This window comes from Tersicoccus phoenicis, from assembly GCF_001968835.1.
Classification (GTDB): domain Bacteria; phylum Actinomycetota; class Actinomycetes; order Actinomycetales; family Micrococcaceae; genus Tersicoccus; species Tersicoccus phoenicis.
On record NZ_MRDE01000064.1, the window covers coordinates 161,113 to 179,284 of the forward strand.

Below are 18,172 nucleotides of genomic sequence, written 5' to 3' on the forward strand. Positions count from 1 at the left end.
CAGGGGTGCACTCACTTCTCGTCTCCTTCGGTGCTGGTGGCGGCGTCCCGACCGGCGAGCACGTCGACGTCGCCGTCGAACGTGTCGCCGGCCCTCTCCGGACGGTGGTGGAAGGCCGAGTCACCACCCTCGAGCTCGTCGCGCAGTTCGGCGGCCAGGGGGTCGAACCGGCGATTGGCGTGGGCGACGTACGCCATGGTGATCGCGAAGGTACTGACGAACTGCAGCAGGCCGAGGATCAGCCCGACGTTGATATTGCCGATGACCTTCGTCGACATGAACTCGTGGGCGTAGTCGGCCAGCAGGACGTAGAGGAAATACCAGATCAGGAAGGCGGCGGCCATGGGGAAGACGAAACTGCGGTGGGTGCGGCGCAACTGACGGAACCGCCCGTCCCGCTGCACCGCCTCGAAGTCGATCTGCCGGGTGATCCCCGGATCGGCATCCCCGGCCGGTGTACCGGCCGGGTGGGCACCGGGTCCGTGCGGCAGCTCGGTTCCGCCGGTGCCGGTCGTGCGGCGGCCGAGGGGTGGCCCGGGAGCGGGTCCGGTGCCCGGAGCGGGGTCGTCGTGAGAGCGGTGCTTGCCCATGGGTCCTCCTTGACGGACGGGCGGTGAACGCGGCGAGGAGACCGACGCCCGGGTTCGGGCATCGGTGGACCGACCGAGGTGCTGCATCGTTCCAGCCGGACCGGTGGAAGATCGTCACGAACCAGTGACCGGCCACGTCCGACGGCTGCGCCGCCGGGGGTGATCCACATCACTACGGGGAGCGTATCGGGTCGCACCGACGATCCCGGTGCAGGCCAGGCCGGCGTGTCGAGGACCGAGCGGGCTCAGGGGTGGATACGGAGCACGTCGATCACGCGGTCGAGGAACAGGTCCACCTGAGCGGCGTCATACGCCTCGGCGCCTCGCACCGCCGGGAACCGGGCCGCACGGACGTCCTGAACCCGCAGCGGCGCCTCCCCCGCCAGCCGGGCGTCGACGCGTTGGCACAGCGCGTCGACGTCGTGCCGCCGGTAGCCGGGCCGGCGTCCGGTCGGCGCCCGGAACCGGTTCCCGGGCGCGGCGCCGAGGCGGGCGCGGATGACGGCGAGCGCGTGATCGAGGTCGGCGCGGCGGGCGGCCTCGTCGTCGTGCTCGCGCCGGGCCAAGGCGTCCTCCCACCGGTCCAGCTCCGCGTCGACCGCCCGGGCGTCGTAGCCACCCCGGACCAGGTCGAAAACCGCGTCCCGGACGTGACCGCTGCTCATCGACGCGTCGGCGGACCCGGTCGCCCAGGCCTCGCGGACCCGGGCCAGCAACGCGTCCACCTGGGCCGGACGATAGCCGCGCAGGCGACGCGGCACGGTGGCGAACGCGCCCCGCTCGGTCGTTGGTCCATCCGCCGTGGTCGCGGCGACCCCGGAATCCCCCGTGGCGCTCATCGTCCGCGTCCTTTCCGAGCCGGGCCCAGCGGCCCCCGATACCGTCACCGTCCTGCTCCGTCCGGCATCACGTGCCGGACGTCACGACCGCGGCATCAGCAGTTCGAACATCAAGAATGCCACCGGCGCGGCGAGGACGATGGAATCGAGCCGATCCATGACGCCGCCGTGCCCCGGCAGGATCGTTCCCATGTCCTTGATCCCCACCTCGCGCTTGACCATGGATTCTGCCAGATCACCGACCGTGGCCGCACCGACCGTCGCCACGGCCAGGACGGCCCCGACCCACCAGGGCCGCCCGAGCAACACCGGAACGCAGATCAGGCCGATCCCGGCGGCGCCCAGGATGGACCCGGCGAACCCTTCCCAGGTCTTCTTGGGGCTGACCCGGGGCGCCATGGCGTGCCGGCCGAACAGCACGCCCACGACGTACCCGAACGTGTCGTTCGCCACCACCAGCAGCAGCATCGTGGTCAGCTTCAGGGCGCCCGCCTCGGTGCGCAGCAGCAGTAGCGCGAAGCTGACCATCAGCGGGATCCACGTCAGGGCGAGCACACCGGCCCGGGCGACAGCGGGAGCCCCCGGCCGCGGGTCGAGCGCCCGCCACAGCACCGTGAGCAGACACGCGCCGACGTACCCGAGCGTGAGCATTTCGGCACCGCCGAGATAGGCCGCGAACGGCAGCACCGCCGCGCCGATCGCAACCGGGATGCGGGGCAGCAGCAGCCGGCGGAAGGCCATCGCCCGGGCGAACTCGAGAACGCCGATCACCACGAAGACCGCCACGAAGCCGGTGAACAGCAGGGGCGAGAAGAACAGCCCGGCGATCAGCGCCCCGAGGAGCGCCAGGCCCACGCCGATCGCCGCCGGAAGGTTCCGGCCCGCACGCGACGGCGTGCGACGCGCCGTGCGATTGGCTCGGCCGTGGGCCGGCGGCAGCAGACCGAAGCGGCGGATCCCCCGCCCCGGCGTGGCCGTCATCGCGACCGGTACCGGCGACCCGGGCGGCGTCGGACGGGCCCGGTGGTCCGGTCCGTCCGACGTCGGGAGGTCGCTCATGTCAGACGTCCAGCAGCTCGGTCTCTTTGCGCTTGAGCAGCTCGTCGATCGAGTCGGTGTGCCGCTTGGTGGTGGAGTCGAGCTCCTTCTCGGCGCGGGCCCCCTCATCCTCACCGACGTCACCGTCCTTGACCAGCTTGTCCAGCTCGTCCTTGGCCCGGCGGCGGACGTTACGGACGGACACCTTCGCCTCCTCCGCCTTGGTGCGCACCAGCTTGATGTAGTCCCGACGGCGCTCCTCGGTCAACTCGGGCATCACGATCCGGATGACGTTGCCGTCGTTGGCGGGGTTCGCGCCGAGGTCCGAGGACCGCAGCGCCTTCTCGATGTCGGTGAGAGAACCCTTGTCGTACGGGGTGATCAGCAGGGTCCGTGCCTCGGGATTCTGGAACGACGCGAGCTGCTGCAGCGGGGTCGGCGCCCCGTAGTAGTCGACCGTCAGCTTGGCGAACAGCGAGGGATTCGCACGACCGGTGCGGACTGAGGCGAAGTCCTCCTTGGCCACCTCGACGGCCTTGTCCATCTTGTCCTCGGCTTCGAGCAGGGTGTCGTCGATCACGCGCGTCTCCTTGGCGTCGTTGGTCTCATCGTCTCGTTCGCCATCCTATCCAGCGGCGGGCGCGGACCCGGCCCGCTGCGCGCTGGACGGTCACGCGGTGATGATGGTGCCGATCTCCTCGCCGAGGATGGCGCGGGTGACGTTGCCGGCGCCCTGCATGCCGAACACCAGCATGGGCATGCCGTTGTCCTTGCACAGGCTGAACGCGGTCTGGTCCATCACCCGGATGTCGCGGCGCAACGCCTCGTCGTAGGTCAACCGGTCGAGCCGGACCGCGGTGGGATCCTTGCGCGGATCGGCGGTGTAGACGCCGTCGACCCCGTTCTTCGCGGCCAGCACGACGTCGGCGTGCACCTCGAGCGCGCGCTGGACGGCGACGGTGTCGGTGGAGAAGTAGGGCAGGCCGGCGCCGGCACCGAAGATGACCACCCGGTTCTTCTCCAGGTGGCGGATGGCCCGCCGCGGGATGTACGCCTCCGCGACCTGGCCCATCGTGATCGCCGACTGGACGCGGGTCTCGACGCCGGCCTGTTCGAGGAAGTCCTGCAGGGCCAGGCAGTTCATCACCGTGCCGAGCATGCCCATGTAGTCGGCGCGGGAGCGGTCCATTCCCTCCTGGGACAGTTCGGCGCCGCGGAAGAAGTTGCCGCCGCCGACGACGATGGCGACCTCGACCTGACCCATCGTCCGGGCGATCTGGTCGGCGACACCGCGCACGGTGGCCGGGTCAACGCCGAGTCGACCGCCGCCGAACACCTCGCCGGAGAGTTTGAGCAGCACCCGTCGACGGTGGGGGCCGGGCTCGTGGGCGAGGTCGGGGTTGTGGGTCTGCATGGGCGCCTGCCTTCCGATCACCGGGTGGACGCGACGACGGGGGTGGTCACCGTGTCGGTGACCACCCCCGTCGTCGCGTGGTCCGCTCCGCGGAGGAGCCGCGGAGCGGGTACTGCTGCTGGTGTGGGCCGTGGGTGCTAGGCCCCGACGCGGAAGCGGGCGAAGCCCACCGCCGTGGTGCCGGCCTCCTCGAGCACCTTACCAACGGTCTTCTTGCTGTCCTTGGCGAACGGCTGGTCCAGGAGGGCGACCTCCTTGAAGTAGCCGGTCAGGCGCCCTTCGACGATCTTGGTCAGCGCGGCCTCGGGCTTGCCCTCCGCACGAGCGGTCTCGTCGGCGATGCGCCGTTCGCTCTCGACCGTCTCGGCCGGCACGTCGTCCCGGCTCAGGTAGGTCGGCGCCATCGCGGCGGTGTGCACGGCGACGTCGTGGGCGACGGTCCGCGCGGCGTCGTCGGTGCCGTCGACGGCCACGAGCACACCCACCTGCGCGGGCAGGTCCTTGGAGGTCTTGTGCAGGTACGCGTCGACGGTGGCACCCTCGACGCGGACCATGCGGCGGACCTGGACCTTCTCACCCAGCAGCGCCCCGGCCTCGGTGACCTGCTCGGACACCGGCTTGCCGTCGATCTGGGCGGCGAGCAGGCTGTCCAGATCGGTGGCGCCCGAGGCGATGGCGGCGTCGAGCACCTTGGTGCCGAACTCGACGAACGGGCCGGCCTTGGCCACGAAGTCGGTCTCGCAGTTGACCTCGACCATGACGCCGACGTTGCGCTCGACGCGAGCGGCGATCAGGCCCTCGGCCGTCGAGCGGCCCTCGCGCTTGGTGACGCCCTTCAGGCCCTTGACGCGGATGATCTCCATCGCCTTGGCGGCGTCGCCGTCGGCCTCGTCCAGCGCCTTCTTGACGTCGAGCATGCCGGCGCCGGTGCGCTCGCGCAGTGCCTTGATATCGGCGGCGGTGTAGTTCGCCATGACATCTCCTCTTGTTCGGGCTCGGTGGGGTCGATCCGTGTCGGCCCCGGTCGTGACTGCGGACCGCGCTGAAGAAGTGCGGTCCGCAGTGGCGGCAACGCCGCCGGTGGATCGGTGGAGCGAACGCGGGCGTCGACCCGCGAGCGTCACTCGGTCGGGGTACCGGTCGCCTCGGGGGCGGCGTCGTCAGCGGTCGCTTCGGTGGCCTCGGCCGGCACGTCGGTCTGCGCCTGCGCGGCGTCGGCCGGATCGGCGACCGTGTTCTCGGCGACCTCGGTGTCCGCGGCGGCCTCGGTGGTGGTCTCGGACTGCTGCGCCTGAGCGCCCTCGAGCAGCTCGCGCTCCCACTCGGCCATGGGTTCCTCGGCGCTGCCGGCGCCGTCCCTGCCCGCCGCACGGTTGTTCCGCGCGATCAGGCCGTCGGCGACGGCGTCGGCGACCACGCGGGTCAACAGGTTGACGGACCGGATGGCGTCGTCGTTGCCCGGGATCGGGAAGTCGACCTCGTCGGGGTCGCAGTTGGTGTCCAGGATCGCGACGACCGGGATGCCCAGCTTCTTGGCCTCGTCGACCGCCAGGTGCTCCTTCTTGGTGTCGACGATCCAGATCGCGGACGGCGCCTTGGCCAGGTCCCGGATACCGCCGAGGGTCTTCTCCAGCTTGTCCTTCTCGCGGCCGAGGAGCAGCAGTTCCTTCTTCGTGTGACCGGAGGAGGCGACGTCGTCGAAGTCGATCTCCTCGAGCTCCTTCAGGCGGGAGATCCGCTTGGAGACGGTGGCGAAGTTGGTGAGCATGCCACCGAGCCAGCGCTGGTTGACCCAGGGCTGTCCGACGCGGGTGGCCTGCTCGGCGATGGCCTCCTGGGCCTGCTTCTTGGTGCCCACGAACAGGATGGTGCCGCCGTGCGCGACGGTCTCCTTGACGAACTCGAAGGCGCGGTCGATGTAGGACAGCGACTGCTGGAGATCGATGATGTAGATGCCGTTGCGCTCGGTGAAGATGAAGCGCTTCATCTTCGGGTTCCAGCGGCGGGTCTGGTGGCCGAAGTGGACGCCGCTGTCGAGCAGCTGGCGCATGGTGACGACGGGCATGCCGACACTCCTCCCGGCAGCGGCGGCTCTGTCGCCGGTCTCCGCTGCCTGTTGACGGTTGATAGCTTCCCGGACAGCTGCCCGGGCCGCCCGGCGGGCGGTGCTCCTGGTGTCCGGGACGGTGAATCACCGTGGACCTCCCGACCGGACTCACATCCGGACCGAGGGGAGGAACGGTCAGCCTGATGAACCGGAGAACCGGTTGTCGGCTTCTGCGCGCGGACACGCGTAGTCAGCCGAGGTCAGTCGGCTGCTGGATCCAGTCTAGCGCAGGCTCGGGTGCTCCCCGGCACCGGCTGGCACCGGCTTCTCCCTCCCCAGCCTCTGGTTCAGGGGGCCGTCGTCCACATTTCGCGGGTGCGCCGGACCGACGGTCCGTGATGCGGGCACGCTCGACCCATGACGACGTCGGCAGCACCTCGCCGAATACCGCAGGCTCTCTCGACCCGGGCGGTCGGCCGGCCATGTCGACGCCGAGCCGGGTTGGTCGCGCTCGTGCTCGCGGCGCTGCTGGGCGCTTCCCCGACCGTGGCACCCGCCGCCGACGGCCGTACGACCGGGATGCCGGTGGCCGTGCCGACGCCGGCGCCGCGCGGCTGGCAGTGGCCACTGCAGCCCCGTCCGCCGGTCGTCCGGCCGTTCGACGCGCCGGAGCAGCGGTGGTCGGCCGGCCATCGGGGCGTCGATCTCGCCGGGGCGCCGGGAACGGCCGTCCGGGCCCCGGCCGCGGGCACGGTCGTCTTCGTCGGCGTCGTCGTCGACCGTCCGGTGCTGACGATCGCGCACGGGGACGGACTGCGGACCAGCGTCGAACCGGTCACGGCGACGGTACGCCGGGGCGACCGGGTGTCGGCCGGTCAGGTCGTGGGTCGGCTGACAGGCGGGCGGTGGCACTGCGCCCCCGGATCCTGTCTGCACTGGGGCGTGCGGCTCGGGCAGGACTACGTCGACCCACTCGGCCTCATCCTGGACCGGCGGCCGTCGGTGCTGCTGCCGCTCTCCCCCACCGCCCGGCCGCCGTGACGGGCGGCGTTCACGGGCGGCGTCGTCCGCCCGGCGTAGATCCGGACCAGGCCCGGGATCCACGCCGGGCCCCGCTCACAGGAACGCGGAGATACCCGTCACCGCCCGGCCGGTGATCAACTTGTTGATCTCCTGGGTGCCCTCGTACGTGTAGATGGCCTCGGCGTCGGCGAAGATCTTCGCCATCTCGAAGTCGACGACGATGCCGTTGCCGCCGAGGAGGCTGCGACCCATCGCGACCGTCTCCCGCATCCGGGCGGAGGCGAAGGTCTTCGCCAGGGCGGCGTGCTCCTCGGTGGCCTGGTCGTTCGCCTCCAGCTGCGCGACCCGGACGAGCAGGCCCATCGAGGCCATGGCGTTGGCGAGCATCGTGGCGAGTTGATCCTGCACCATCTGGTTCGCGGCCAGCGGCCGGCCGAACTGGTGACGCTCGACGGCGTGCCGGCGGGCGACGTCGAAGGCGGCCAGCTGTTGACCGACAGCCTGCCAGGCGACCCCGATGCGGGTGGAACGGAGCACCTTGTTGGTGTCGCGGAAGCTGTTGGCGTGGGCGAGGTGGAACTCGTCGGCCACCACGAGGTTCTCGAGGGTGATGTCGGCGTTCTGCACGGTGCGCAGCGCGATCTTGTTCTCGATCTTCGTGGCCGTGTAGCCGGGAAGGGAGGTGTCGACGAGGAACGCCTTGACCTTGTTGTCGGCCACGTCCCTGGCGTAGATGACCACCCAGTCGCTGAAGGTGGCGTTGCCGATCCACCGCTTGGCGCCGTTGAGCACCCAGGTGTCGCCCTGCCGCTCGGCGGTGGTGCGGGTGCCGCCCGCGACGTCGGAGCCGCCCAGAGGTTCGGTCAACCCGAACGCACCGATCTTCTTCATGGAGTAGATGTCCGGCAGCCACGCCTGCTTCTGCTCCTCGGAGGCGAGCAGTTCGATGGAGCCGGTGAACAGGCCGTCGTGCACGCCCATGAAGGTGGCGATCGAGGTGTCCGCGCGGGTGAACTCGGCGTGAATGAACCCGGCCAGCAGGGGCGAGTAGCCGAGCCGACGCACGGGCGAGACGATGTCCAGTGCGGCGATCTTGGGGACCAACTCGTGCGGGAACTCCGCGGTGTTCCAGGCGTCCCGGGCGATCGGCCGCACCTCGGCATCGAGAAACTCGCGCACCTCCTTGAGACGGACCCGCTCCTGGGCACCGAGGAGATCCTCGAAGTGGAGGAAGTCCCCGTCCGCGTAGGGGAGGTTGTCTGGATCGACGTCGTGGGCCATCGAGTTCCCGCCTTGTTCGACTCGGGTGGTTCGCGGTGGCCGACGCCCTGGGGCCGGCCCGCGCGGATTAGTTACCGATCAGTAACTACCGTCGATTATGCCAGCTACGTCAGCAACGCGGAAGAACGATCGTGGGGATGAGGAGCGTCGAGTGCGAAGGTCATGCGCAAGCAGATCGGGATGGAGAACAAGAAGTGATAGACGTCGACGCCACCGCCGAGCGGGACGGCAAATGGTGGTTTCCGCGTCGCCGGCCGGGCCGCACCGGCACAGGCCGCAGCGGCCGCTGACCTGGTGCACGCCGGCCTGCCCATGCGTGACGCTGCCGACGTCCTCGGCGTCTCCCACCAGCGCGTGGGGCAGATCGTCAAGCACGAGGACCGGCCCCCGACGCGAGGTCGACCTCGGGAACGCGAACGCCAGCACATCCTCGACCACCGCCGGGACGGACGCCCAGCCGTCCTGACCGTGTCTCCCCTCCTCGCGCAGTAGGGCCGGTGGGGCTTGAACCCACGACCAAAGGATTATGAGTCCTCTGCTCTGACCAGCTGAGCTACGGCCCCTGGCGTCCGGCCGCGGCCGGGCGTGACCATCCTAGACGTGTCCGGCTCGCGGTCCGGACGAGCGATCAGACGGCGCGGCGGCGTAATCCGTGCCACGGTAGAGCGCCTCGAACGTGTTCAGGGTGACGCTGAGGTCATGCTTGTTCACCATCTCGCGGCTGGTCTTGCCCAGGCTCAGCCGTTCCTGCTCCGGCAGTTCGAGGATGCGGCGCAGCTTGGCCGCCAGGTCGGTGCTGTCGTTCGGGACGAACAGGTGTCCGTTGCGTCCCTCGTCCACCAGGTGCGGCAACGCCATGGCGTCGGCCAGGACCACGGGTTTGGAGGCGCTCATCGCCTCGAGCGTCACGAGCGACTGCAGCTCCGCGGTGCCCGGCTGGCAGAACACCGTCGCCCGCAGGTAGGCGCGGCGCAGCTCCTCGTCGGACGTGGGCCCGAGGAACCGGACCCGGTCGCCCAGGCCGACCTGACCGACCCTGGCCTCCAGCGCGGGCCGGACCTCGCCGTCGCCGACGATCTCCAGATGGGTGTCCAGTTCCGCCGGCAGCTTCGCCACCGCGTCGATCAGGACGTCGACGTGCTTCTCCTGGGCGAGCCGACCGACGAACAGCACGGTGGGGTGTGCGGGCGCTTCGAGTTCCTCACCCGCCCGCTGCTCGTACTTGGCCGCGTCGATCCCGTTGGAGACCGGCAGCACCTGACGCAGGAAGGCGTGCTCGTGCATCGCGGAAGCCGCCAGCGGGGTGGGGGTCGTGACGACGGCGGCCTGGCCCATCACCTTGCCCATGTCCCGCCACGAGTTCCTCGCCACGATGTCGAGGAACCAGCGCGGGAAGGGCAGGAACGGAGCCAGGTTCTCGGGCATGAAGTGATTCGTCGCGATCAGCCGGATGCCCATCCTCGCGGCCGTGTCCGCGAACGCCTTCCCGATCATGTAGTGGCACTGCACGTGCACGACGTCCGGGCGCTCGTCCTCGAGGATGCGCCGCGCCTCGCGCGAGATCTCCCACGGCAGGCAGATCCGGAAATAGGGGTGCGTTGGCGGCTGGTGCGACCGGAGCCGGTGGACGACGACGCCGTCCTCGACGCCGCTGAAGCTGGGGCCCGCGGAGCTGCGGGCGGCGACGACGTGCACCTCGTGGCCACGGGCCAGCATGCCCTGGGCGAGTCGCTCGCAGAAGCGCGCCGCGCCGTTCATGTGCGGGGCGTAGGTGTCGGCTGCGATGAGGATCTTCAGCGGTCCGTCGCTGGGCACTGAGGTCACGGGGCGGTGCTCCTGGTGGGTCGGTGCCGTGGCATCGGCGCACGGTCGCTTCGACGCTATCAGAGGCGACCGGCGCGTCCCGGGCGGGACGCGGCTGCCTCGGCGTCGCCGCCGTTCAGATCTCGGACCGCTTCGCGGTCGCGCTCTTCGCGTGCCGCTTCTCGGCCCTGCGGTTGATCACGTCGGGGTGGTAGCGGGACAGCATCACAACGCCGACGACGGCGGAGACCGCCGCGATCGCCATGGCGATCACCACCAGCGCCGGCGGGTTGGCCCGCGCCTCCCCGAGGATGGTGATACCGATCGCGATGCCAACCATCGGGTCGATGACGGTCAGTCCCGCGATGACCAGGTCCGGTGGCCCGTTCGCGTAGGCGCTCTGCACGAACCAGATCCCGAGCCCACCGGCGGCCGCGATGGCCACGTAGATGTACACCGGCACGGCCAGCAGGTTCACGCCGCCGCCGACGAACAGGTGGGTGAAGAGCAACCGGGACAGCACCGCGACGAAACCGAACAGCACACCGGCCCCGACGATGTAGACGAAGGCGTTGAGCCGACCGCGGAACGTCACGGCGAGCGAGCCGAAGATGACCAGCACCACCGCCAGCAGCAGGCAGGTGGTCAGTTCCTGCGCCGTCGAGCCCTCGCTCGCCGGGTTGGTGATGAGCAGCGCCATCAGCACGAACAGGGTGCTGCCGAACATGCACAGGCCGATCGAGAAGACGGTGACCCGGTTGAGCTTGAGGTCCTGGTCCCGGGCGTTGACCACCGTGGTGATCACCAGGGCGATGGCGCCGAGGGGTTGGACGATCATCAGGGGAGCGTTGGCCAGAGCCGCGATGTTCAGTGCCATGCCCAGGCCCATCAGGAGGGTTCCGACCACCCAGCGCGGATTCGCCAGCAGGCGGACCAGCCCGCTTCCCCGCAGGGAGAGACCGCCGGTCTGGGCCTGCACCGCACTGCCCTGCCGCTGGCTGCCGTAGGCCAGGAAGACCGCGGAGGCCAGGGCGAAGGCGATGGCGATGAGGTATTCAGGCCGCACCGTCGGCAACCCGTCGGCCCCGGAACTTGCGGATCATGGACCACAGATAGCCGGCGGAGGCGGCGATGTGGCCGACGCAGCCGATGCCGAGCAGCACGAGGGCAACGGCCACCACCGGTGTGTGCTGGAAGGAACTCAGGTGTCCCAGCAGCAGCAGCGGTGCACCGACCAGCAGGATGGCGGTGCGCAGCTTCCCCATCAGGCTGACCGGAAGGTCCGGGTGGTTGCGGAAGAGCGCGAGCGAGACGCTCAGCAGCACCGCGTCCGGGACGAGGATGGCCAGGATCAGCCACAGGGGGGCGATACCGGAGGCGACGAACGCGATCGCCACGATGATGAGGGCGAGCCGGTCGGCCAGTGGGTCCAGGATCATCCCCACCGGGGACACCTGCCCGAGTCGGCGGGCCACATACCCGTCGACCCAGTCCGTGCTGCCGAGCACGGCGAGCACGGCGAGCGCCCAGCCGAACCGCTGGCCGACCATGAGACCGAAGAACACCGGGACGAGCAGGAACCTGACCAGGGTGATCACGTTCGGTACGGTCCAGAACCGGTCGACCACCTGCGCCGATTCACGCGCCGGGGTACCGGCATTGATCAGCCGCATGATCCCTCCGGCGCGGTGGAACGGGGCGCGCCCGTCGCGGGCACGGCACGGATGGAATCAGAGCTTCTTGACGAGTTTGCGCACGAACACCGCGAACGCGCCGCTCGAGACGGCGAACACGCTCAGCGGCACCCACCGCTCCCGCAACGTCTCGGCGGGTTCGCCGGCGCCGCGGGGGGCGGCGGCAGGTCTGGCGGTCGCTGCGTGCGCCCCGGTGCCGTCGACGGTGCCGGGGCCGGCGTGCAGCCGGGTCGCGACGTCGTCGGAGAAGGACTCGGCCCGGGCCACGGCGCGCCCGCTGAACGCCCGCCACCGCTTCTTCACGTCGGCCTTGCGACCCAGGTCGTCACGCAGGTTGGCCAGGTGAGCACGCCGCTGACCGGTGCGGGTCTGCAACTCGGACTCGGTCGCCGGCGGGTTCGCGGCCTTCTCGCGCTGCTTGGCCTGCTTCTTCCGCTCGTCCTCCGCCTGCTGTTCGGGGGTCTTCTGGGCGGTCAGGGTGCGCTCGTCGAAGCCGCGACCTTCCTTGAGTACGCCGAGGTCGTACTTCAGCCCGCGAATCGCCTGCTCGGGCTTCAGCGGCATCGCCTTCTTCAGCCGGGACAAGCCGATGAGGGCAGCGATCACCAGGATGACGAGGAAGACGGCACCGACCACCAACGCGGCGAGCCAGTAGTCCCAGGAGAACCAGTTGGCGATCCCGGAGACCAGGGCGACGAGCAGCATCACGACGAGGAAGGCGGCGAAGACCAGCCCGACGACGAAGAACGCGGCCGCGACGCCGACCTGGATGCCCTTGGCCTTCATCTCCAGCAGCGCGAGGTTCACCTCGTCGGCCAGCTGCTTGGGCACGAGGCGCGACATGACCGTGGTCATCCCACCCAGCGATCTCGAGTTGCCGGTGCGAGTGGTGGTCTGTTGACTCATCGCTACTGCTCCATCCGTTCGTCCTGCCCCTGGATCAAGGTCAAAAGTATCACCGGCCCCGGCCGTCCCCGGGCGAGCGCGTTACCTCATCGCTCCCGGTCACCCGGCACGCGGTCCGCACCGCTGCCCGCTTGCTGCAACCGGACCGCTGCGGCGCCGATGTTCCGACTCATCGAGGGGAAGATGACGCCGTGGAAGGGCAGGATCGCGAGCCAGTACAGGCGGCCGGTGAGGCCCCGGGGGAAGAAGATCGCCCGTTGGTGGTAGGTGCATCCCGCGGTGTGCGCAGTGTCCTGCTCCCCGGCGGACAGCTTTCCCGTTGCGCTCGCGGCGTCGGAACTCTCCGCGTCGGGGCGGACCTCGAGTTCGAGCCAGGCCTCACCGGACACCTTCATCTCGGCCCGTAGCCGTAGCAGCCGGCCGCGTTCGATGTGCTCGACCCGCCACCAGTCCACGGCTTCGCCGGTGTGCAGGCGCTGCGGGTCCCGACGGCCGCGGGACAGCCCAACCCCGCCACTGAACTTGTCCACCCAGCCGCGCACGGCCCAGGCGAGAGGCAGGGAGTACCACCCGTTCTTCCCGCCGATGCCCTCGATGACTCGCCACACGTACTCGGGCGCGGCGTCGCAGTGGTGGGTGCGCTCGTCCACGTACACCTTGTAGCCGGCCCAGTCCGGGTCGGACGGCAGCGGGTCGGCGTCGTGCCCGGCCCCGCTCGCCCCGGCCCACGTCGTCTCCACCTCGTTCTCCCGCATCCGCAGCAGGGCCAGCTCGACGGCGCGGCGGTATCCGGTCAGCCCGTCCGGCGGGCGCGGGATCCAGTCGTCGACGTCGTGCTCGGCGCTGACCGCGTCGTGCTGCAACGACTGCACGAGCGGGAACGCCATGGACATCGGGATCGGGGTGACCATGCCCACCCACCAGCCGGCCAGGCGGGGCGCCGGCAGCGGCAGCGGCAGGATGAGGCGGCGGGACAGCCCGGCCGCCGCCGCGTAGCCGTTCATCATCGCCGCGTAGGTGAGTACCTCCCGCGATCCGATGTCGAAGCTGCGGTTCAGGCCCTCGGGCAGGTCCAGGGCGTGCAGCAGGTAGTGCAGCACGTCTCGGACGGCGATCGGTTCGATCCGGTTCCGGACCCACGACGGCGCGGGCATGACCGGCAGTTCCTCGGCCAGGTGCCGGACCATCTCGAACGACGCGGAGCCGGAACCGATGATCACCCCCGCCTGGAAGACGACGGCGTCGACCGGACCGTCCAGCAGGATGCGACCGACGGCCGCCCGCGAACGCATGTGGGCGGACAGCTCGACGTCGTCCGGGTGCAGCCCGCCGAGGTAGATCACCCGCTGCACGCCGGCAGCAGCGCAGGAACGAGCCATGATGCCGGCCAGCGCGGCCTCGGTGCGTTCGAAGTCCTTTCCGGAGGACATGGAGTGGACCAGCACGTAGACCGAGTCGACGCCGGTGCAGGCGCGCTCGGTGTCACGCTGCTCGGACAGGTCTCCCGGCACGATCTCGACGTCGTCGTGCCAGGGCACGTCCAGCAGCTTGTCCGGGTTGCGCACCAGCACCCGGACCCGGTGCCCGGCGGCCAGCAACCGAGGAACGAGGCGGCCCCCGATGTAGCCGGTCGCGCCGGTGACGAGGACGTGCTGCGCCCGCTGCCCGGTGGTGTCCTGGCCCGTCTGGCCCACGCCCGGGAGCCGGGCCGGACGCGAATCGCTGAGGCGCTCCATGGGCCAACCCTACCGGGGCCCCGATCCCGGGCGGAGGCCGGCCGGACGGCCGGCGGCCGGTACCCGACGGGCCGGACCAGGCATGGACTAGGCAACCCGTTCTCCCCTGTGGTTGGGTGTGCCCCATGGGTGACGACGTCTCCTCCTCGACCTACAGCCGGCAGCAGCGCACCCGCTACCGGCGGCGTCTGATGGAGAGCCTCGAGTCCTTCGACCGGTACCTCTCGGGGGCGACGTTCCAGGACACCGGTTCGATCGGGCTGGAGGTCGAGCTGAATCTGGTGGACGCCGCCTCCCGGCCGAGTCTGCGCAACGCCAGCGTGCTCGACCGGATCGCCGACCCGGCCTTCCAGACGGAGATCGGTGCCTACAACATCGAGATGAACTATCCGGTGACCAGCATCGCCGGCCGGGGCCTCGCGGCAATGGAGAACGGCCTGCGGGAGCGGCTCAACCACGCCGAGGAGCGGGCCGCCGAGGAGAAGGCCGGCATCGTGATGGTCGGGATCCTGCCCACCATCACCGAGCAGCTGCTCACCGACCCGGACTGGATGAGCCCGGAGAAACGGTACGAAGCGCTGAACCTGTCCATCCTCGCCGCACGCGGCGAGGACGTGCAGCTGGACATCCAGGGCGAGGACGACCTGCAGCTGTTCACCGAGACCGTGTCCCCGGAGGCCGCGTGCACGAGCGTCCAGCTGCACGTCCAGGTCTCCCCGTCGGGTTTCGCCTCCGCGTGGAACGCCTCCCAGGTGCTCGCCGGCCCGCAGGTCGCGCTCGCCGCGAACTCCCCGCACTTCCTGGGCCGGCGGCTCTGGCACGAGACGCGCATCGTCCTGTTCCACCAGGCGATCGACTCGCGGCCCCCGGAGATGCGGGCGCAGGGCGTACGCCCGCGGGTCTGGTTCGGTGAACGGTGGATCACGTCCATCTTCGACCTGTTCGAGGAGAACGTGCGCTGGTTCCCGGCGCTGCTGCCCGAGCTGCGGGAGGACCGCAATCTGCCGCCCGACGAGCCGGGCAAGCCACCGCGGCTGTACGAGTTGCGGCTGCACAACGGCACCGTGTACCGCTGGAACCGGCCGATCTACGATCCGGGCGGGGAGGAGCCGCACCTGCGGGTGGAGAACCGGCTGCTGCCGGCGGGCCCCACGGTGGCCGACATCGTCGCGAACGCCGCGTTCTACTACGGCGTGGTGCACGTGATGCGGCACTCCGACCGGCCCCTCTGGTCGCGGATGGCCTTCTCCACGGCCCGGGAGAACTTCGAGCAGTGCGCCAAGTACGGCCTCGACGCGCAGGTCTACTGGCCCGGCGTCGGCGACGTCCCGGTCGACGAACTGATCGTGCGGCGGCTGCTGCCGATGGCGGAGACCGGGCTGCACCAGCTCGGCGTCGACCCCGACCTGGTCACCCACTATCTGGGCATCCTGCGGGAGCGCGCGAAGAGTGGGCAGAACGGGGCTCGGTGGCAGCTCGACACGTCCGCCGCCCTGCAGGCGGGCGGCATGGACCGGGACGAGGCGATGCGGGAACTGGTCCGTCGCTATCGGGAGCACATGCACGCCAACATTCCGGTGCACGAGTGGCCCGCCCCCTGACCGTGCTGGTACGGCGCCGTCCGGTCGGCATCATCAGCCGGCTGAGCACTCCCCTACCGTGGGGCCGGCGCAGCCGCTAGCGTGACGATCACCGGCGCCGTCGCACGACGCCGGGCGCGGCGCGAACGCCGTCGCGCACGTACGACGACGAAGGGATGGGCATGAGCGAGACGAATGACACCGGCGCGGTGGACGAGGAGACCGAGGCCGGCGGCTACGGCAGCCCGCAGCCCGAGGACGAGGTGGCCGGCGGCTCGGTGTCCGACGAGGTTCCCGGCTCCTCCGCCCAGGGTGCCGACGGTGTCGTCGCGGACGACGAGACGACCTCGGACGAGACCGACCCCGGTCAGGAAGCCGAGGACGAAGCCTCGGACTCGTCGTCGGGCAGCGACGCGGGTGAGGCGGCCGGCTCCCCCGATGCCTCGGACGTCGCCGACTGAGCCGACCGGATCGCCCCGACCGACTGCTCCGGCCGGGCCGACCGAGACCGACACGCGGTACGACGCCACCGAGGACAGCGTCCGTCCGCATGTGGCCGTAGGGTCGCGACCATGGACGTCCTGCTGATCCCCGGCTTCTGGCTCGACGGCGCCTCCTGGGCACCGGTCCTCGGTCCCCTGGAGGCCGCCGGCCACCGGGTGCACCCCCTGACCCTGCCGGGGAAGGACGCCGTCGACGCGGACCGCTCGGGAATCGGGCTGCGGGATCACGTGGACGCCGTCGTCGCCCGCATCGACGCCCTCGACGGGCCCGTGGTGCTGGTGGGCCACTCCGGCGGCGGCGCCATCATTCATGCCGCGGCCGACGCCCGACCGGACCGGGTCGCGCGCAACGTGTACGTGGACAGCGGCCCGCTCGGTGCCGGCGCAGTGATCAACGACGAGATCCCCACCGACGGCCCGGACGCCCCGCTGCCGCCGTGGGAGTTCTTCGAGGACGCCGACCTGACCGACCTGACGGACGAACTGCGCACGCAGTTCCGGGCTCGCGCCGTCCCGGAACCGGCCCGGGTGACCAGCGATCCGCAGCGGCTGCACGACGAGCGGCGGTTCGACGTGCCGGTCACCGTGATCGCCTGCGAGTTCTCCGGCGATCAGTTGCGCGAGTGGGTCGCCGCCGGCAACCCGTTCGTCGCCGAACTGGGGCGCGTTCGCGACGTGGACATCGTCGACCTGCCGACCGGGCACTGGCCGCAGTTCACGCGTCCGGGCGACCTGGCCGAGGCACTGGTCGCCGCCGTCGGGCGCTGACGCCCCGATCCGCGCCGTGCCGGGCGTCCCCCGGGGGGACGGGCACTCTGGGCCGGGTCAGGAGGACGCCGGGTAGTTCTCCCCCGCCAGCAGCCGGGCCAAGTGGGCGGCGTTGCCGGCCACCGTCCGCGTCGTGGCCGCGGTCGCCTCCGGCACCTGGTCCAGGTCCTGGTAGTCGGTCCCGTGCATCGCCTCCCCGTTCCAGTACGTCACTCCCTGCGCGGGGATGGTGAAGCCCACGTCGCTGAGGGCCTGGAACAGGACGGCGCTGATGTGGTGGGCGCCGTCCTCGTTGCCCACGACCGCGGCGATCCCCACCTTGCCGAACGTCCGGGGCCGGCCGGCGTCGTCGGTCTCGGACAGTTCCGCGTCGAGCCGCTCGAGGACCCGCTGGCACACGCTGCTGTGCTGGCCCAGCCAGGTGGGGGTCGCGACGAGCAGGATGTCCGCCGCCATCACCTGGGCGCGGATGCCCGGCCAGGCGTCGCCGTCGCCCATGTCGAGTTCGACGCCGGGCCTGACGTCGTGGTCGACCACCCGGACCACGGAGCCGGTGACACCGTGGGTGGCGAGTTCGTCCAGCACCTGCCGGGCCATCAGCTCGGAGCTGGACGCCGCCGGGGACGGCTTGAGCGAGCAGACGAGGGCGAGAGCGGTCAGTGATGCGGGCATGACGGTCCTCCGGAAGTGGTCGGTCGTCGGACGCCGGGTGGCACCGATGACCATCAGCATACTGACGATGCCGACGGCGACGCCCGTCGTGATCCTGCGGCCCATGCCCGCCGCCGGCCTGGCACTAAGCCTCGATCCACCGACCAATTGGTGTTGCGGGGTCGGTGTGGGAGCATGAGAATGCCCTTCTGACCTGGGAAGATACGACTTATCTAAGGCACGTATCACCCATTCAAGAAGGGCATCTCGTAGATGCAACTCTCTCACACACTCCCTGC

General features: G+C 70.5%; 19 protein-coding genes and 1 tRNA gene. 5 read left to right on the plus strand and 15 right to left on the minus strand.

Annotated features, from left to right (window positions below):
• Positions 1 to 11: 11 nt before the first annotated feature.
• From BKD30_RS15625 to rpsB, 7 genes are all read right to left on the minus strand, one after another.
• Positions 12 to 491 carry a DUF485 domain-containing protein gene (locus BKD30_RS15625; RefSeq protein WP_408033373.1) on the minus strand — a complete coding sequence of 160 codons (480 nt, stop codon included), beginning with the start codon at positions 489 to 491 and terminating at the stop codon, positions 12 to 14.
• Between the two features lie 344 nt (positions 492 to 835).
• The gene (locus tag BKD30_RS09935) at positions 836 to 1,429 is read right to left on the minus strand and encodes a DivIVA domain-containing protein (protein ID WP_083956244.1); all 594 of its coding nucleotides are present in this window, start codon (positions 1,427 to 1,429) and stop codon (positions 836 to 838) included.
• Between the two features lie 81 nt (positions 1,430 to 1,510).
• On the minus strand, positions 1,511 to 2,488 hold the full coding sequence (locus BKD30_RS09940) for a phosphatidate cytidylyltransferase (protein ID WP_083956246.1): 978 nt from the start codon (positions 2,486 to 2,488) through the stop codon (positions 1,511 to 1,513).
• 1 nt (position 2,489) lies between these two features.
• Entirely contained in the window at positions 2,490 to 3,047 is a 558-nt protein-coding gene (gene frr, locus BKD30_RS09945) for a ribosome recycling factor (protein WP_076704323.1), read from the minus strand.
• Between the two features lie 90 nt (positions 3,048 to 3,137).
• Entirely contained in the window at positions 3,138 to 3,881 is a 744-nt protein-coding gene (gene pyrH, locus BKD30_RS09950) for a UMP kinase (RefSeq protein WP_076704324.1), read from the minus strand.
• Positions 3,882 to 4,018: 137 nt separating this feature from the next.
• Positions 4,019 to 4,855: a translation elongation factor Ts gene (tsf, locus tag BKD30_RS09955; protein WP_076704325.1), complete on the minus strand. Its 837-nt coding sequence runs from the start codon at positions 4,853 to 4,855 to the stop codon at positions 4,019 to 4,021.
• A 146-nt stretch (positions 4,856 to 5,001) separates the two neighbouring features.
• On the minus strand, positions 5,002 to 5,946 hold the full coding sequence (gene rpsB, locus BKD30_RS09960) for a 30S ribosomal protein S2 (protein ID WP_076704326.1): 945 nt from the start codon (positions 5,944 to 5,946) through the stop codon (positions 5,002 to 5,004).
• Positions 5,947 to 6,345: 399 nt separating this feature from the next.
• Between rpsB and BKD30_RS09965 the strand changes: the two genes are divergently transcribed.
• Entirely contained in the window at positions 6,346 to 6,969 is a 624-nt protein-coding gene (locus tag BKD30_RS09965; protein WP_083956247.1) for a M23 family metallopeptidase, read from the plus strand.
• A 75-nt stretch (positions 6,970 to 7,044) separates the two neighbouring features.
• Here the strand turns inward: BKD30_RS09965 and BKD30_RS09970 are convergent, their stop codons facing one another.
• Positions 7,045 to 8,232, minus strand: a complete 1,188-nt coding sequence (locus BKD30_RS09970) for an acyl-CoA dehydrogenase family protein (RefSeq protein ID WP_076704329.1) — start codon at positions 8,230 to 8,232, stop codon at positions 7,045 to 7,047.
• 312 nt (positions 8,233 to 8,544) lie between these two features.
• Between BKD30_RS09970 and BKD30_RS09975 the strand changes: the two genes are divergently transcribed.
• Positions 8,545 to 8,724, plus strand: a complete 180-nt coding sequence (locus tag BKD30_RS09975; protein ID WP_143588145.1) for a hypothetical protein — start codon at positions 8,545 to 8,547, stop codon at positions 8,722 to 8,724.
• Here the strand turns inward: BKD30_RS09975 and BKD30_RS09980 are convergent.
• The 6 genes from BKD30_RS09980 to BKD30_RS10005 all read right to left on the minus strand — a co-directional run bounded on the left by BKD30_RS09980 (position 8,722) and on the right by BKD30_RS10005 (position 14,371).
• Positions 8,722 to 8,795, minus strand: a tRNA-Ile gene (locus BKD30_RS09980). The two genes, BKD30_RS09975 and BKD30_RS09980, sit on opposite strands and share 3 nt — an antisense overlap.
• A 31-nt stretch (positions 8,796 to 8,826) precedes the next feature.
• Positions 8,827 to 10,056: a glycosyltransferase gene (locus tag BKD30_RS09985; RefSeq protein ID WP_076704332.1), complete on the minus strand. Its 1,230-nt coding sequence runs from the start codon at positions 10,054 to 10,056 to the stop codon at positions 8,827 to 8,829.
• Between the two features lie 115 nt (positions 10,057 to 10,171).
• On the minus strand, positions 10,172 to 11,101 hold the full coding sequence (locus BKD30_RS09990; protein WP_235861608.1) for a DMT family transporter: 930 nt from the start codon (positions 11,099 to 11,101) through the stop codon (positions 10,172 to 10,174).
• Positions 11,091 to 11,708: a CDP-alcohol phosphatidyltransferase family protein gene (locus tag BKD30_RS09995; protein WP_076704333.1), complete on the minus strand. Its 618-nt coding sequence runs from the start codon at positions 11,706 to 11,708 to the stop codon at positions 11,091 to 11,093. Before BKD30_RS09995 ends, BKD30_RS09990 begins: the two co-directional genes overlap by 11 nt.
• 57 nt (positions 11,709 to 11,765) lie before the next feature.
• On the minus strand, positions 11,766 to 12,635 hold the full coding sequence (locus BKD30_RS10000; protein WP_076704335.1) for a phage holin family protein: 870 nt from the start codon (positions 12,633 to 12,635) through the stop codon (positions 11,766 to 11,768).
• A gap of 86 nt (positions 12,636 to 12,721) precedes the next feature.
• Positions 12,722 to 14,371 (minus strand): SDR family oxidoreductase, encoded by a 1,650-nt coding sequence (locus BKD30_RS10005; protein WP_083956249.1) that lies wholly within the window; start codon positions 14,369 to 14,371, stop codon positions 12,722 to 12,724.
• A 125-nt stretch (positions 14,372 to 14,496) separates the two neighbouring features.
• Here BKD30_RS10005 and BKD30_RS10010 point away from each other — a divergent pair, with 125 nt between their 5' ends.
• The 3 genes from BKD30_RS10010 to BKD30_RS10020 all read left to right on the plus strand — a co-directional run bounded on the left by BKD30_RS10010 (position 14,497) and on the right by BKD30_RS10020 (position 17,222).
• Positions 14,497 to 15,972 carry a hypothetical protein gene (locus BKD30_RS10010; RefSeq protein WP_076704336.1) on the plus strand — a complete coding sequence of 492 codons (1,476 nt, stop codon included), beginning with the start codon at positions 14,497 to 14,499 and terminating at the stop codon, positions 15,970 to 15,972.
• Positions 15,973 to 16,133: 161 nt separating this feature from the next.
• Positions 16,134 to 16,412 carry a hypothetical protein gene (locus BKD30_RS10015; protein WP_143588146.1) on the plus strand — a complete coding sequence of 93 codons (279 nt, stop codon included), beginning with the start codon at positions 16,134 to 16,136 and terminating at the stop codon, positions 16,410 to 16,412.
• Between the two features lie 111 nt (positions 16,413 to 16,523).
• Entirely contained in the window at positions 16,524 to 17,222 is a 699-nt protein-coding gene (locus BKD30_RS10020) for an alpha/beta fold hydrolase (protein ID WP_076704339.1), read from the plus strand.
• Between the two features lie 57 nt (positions 17,223 to 17,279).
• Here BKD30_RS10020 and BKD30_RS10025 read toward each other — a convergent pair whose 3' ends face one another.
• Positions 17,280 to 17,894 carry a flavodoxin family protein gene (locus BKD30_RS10025; RefSeq protein ID WP_076704400.1) on the minus strand — a complete coding sequence of 205 codons (615 nt, stop codon included), beginning with the start codon at positions 17,892 to 17,894 and terminating at the stop codon, positions 17,280 to 17,282.
• Between the last annotated feature and the right edge of the window lie 278 nt (positions 17,895 to 18,172).

Excerpts from the sequence above, each read along its gene's own strand:
- BKD30_RS09935 (WP_083956244.1), bottom strand. The coding sequence starts at position 1,429 with ATGAGCGCCACGGGGGATTCCGGGGTCGCCGCGACCACGGCGGATGGA.
- BKD30_RS09940 (WP_083956246.1), bottom strand. The coding sequence starts at position 2,488 with ATGAGCGACCTCCCGACGTCGGACGGACCGGACCACCGGGCCCGTCCG.
- pyrH (WP_076704324.1), bottom strand. The coding sequence starts at position 3,881 with ATGCAGACCCACAACCCCGACCTCGCCCACGAGCCCGGCCCCCACCGT.
- tsf (WP_076704325.1), bottom strand. The coding sequence starts at position 4,855 with ATGGCGAACTACACCGCCGCCGATATCAAGGCACTGCGCGAGCGCACC.
- rpsB (WP_076704326.1), bottom strand. The coding sequence starts at position 5,946 with ATGCCCGTCGTCACCATGCGCCAGCTGCTCGACAGCGGCGTCCACTTC.
- BKD30_RS09965 (WP_083956247.1), top strand. The coding sequence starts at position 6,346 with ATGACGACGTCGGCAGCACCTCGCCGAATACCGCAGGCTCTCTCGACC.
- BKD30_RS09970 (WP_076704329.1), bottom strand. The coding sequence starts at position 8,232 with ATGGCCCACGACGTCGATCCAGACAACCTCCCCTACGCGGACGGGGAC.
- BKD30_RS09975 (WP_143588145.1), top strand. The coding sequence starts at position 8,545 with ATGCGTGACGCTGCCGACGTCCTCGGCGTCTCCCACCAGCGCGTGGGG.
- BKD30_RS09995 (WP_076704333.1), bottom strand. The coding sequence starts at position 11,708 with ATGCGGCTGATCAATGCCGGTACCCCGGCGCGTGAATCGGCGCAGGTG.
- BKD30_RS10000 (WP_076704335.1), bottom strand. The coding sequence starts at position 12,635 with ATGAGTCAACAGACCACCACTCGCACCGGCAACTCGAGATCGCTGGGT.
- BKD30_RS10005 (WP_083956249.1), bottom strand. The coding sequence starts at position 14,371 with ATGGAGCGCCTCAGCGATTCGCGTCCGGCCCGGCTCCCGGGCGTGGGC.
- BKD30_RS10010 (WP_076704336.1), top strand. The coding sequence starts at position 14,497 with ATGGGTGACGACGTCTCCTCCTCGACCTACAGCCGGCAGCAGCGCACC.
- BKD30_RS10015 (WP_143588146.1), top strand. The coding sequence starts at position 16,134 with ATGAGCGAGACGAATGACACCGGCGCGGTGGACGAGGAGACCGAGGCC.
- BKD30_RS10020 (WP_076704339.1), top strand. The coding sequence starts at position 16,524 with ATGGACGTCCTGCTGATCCCCGGCTTCTGGCTCGACGGCGCCTCCTGG.
- BKD30_RS10025 (WP_076704400.1), bottom strand. The coding sequence starts at position 17,894 with ATGCCCGCATCACTGACCGCTCTCGCCCTCGTCTGCTCGCTCAAGCCG.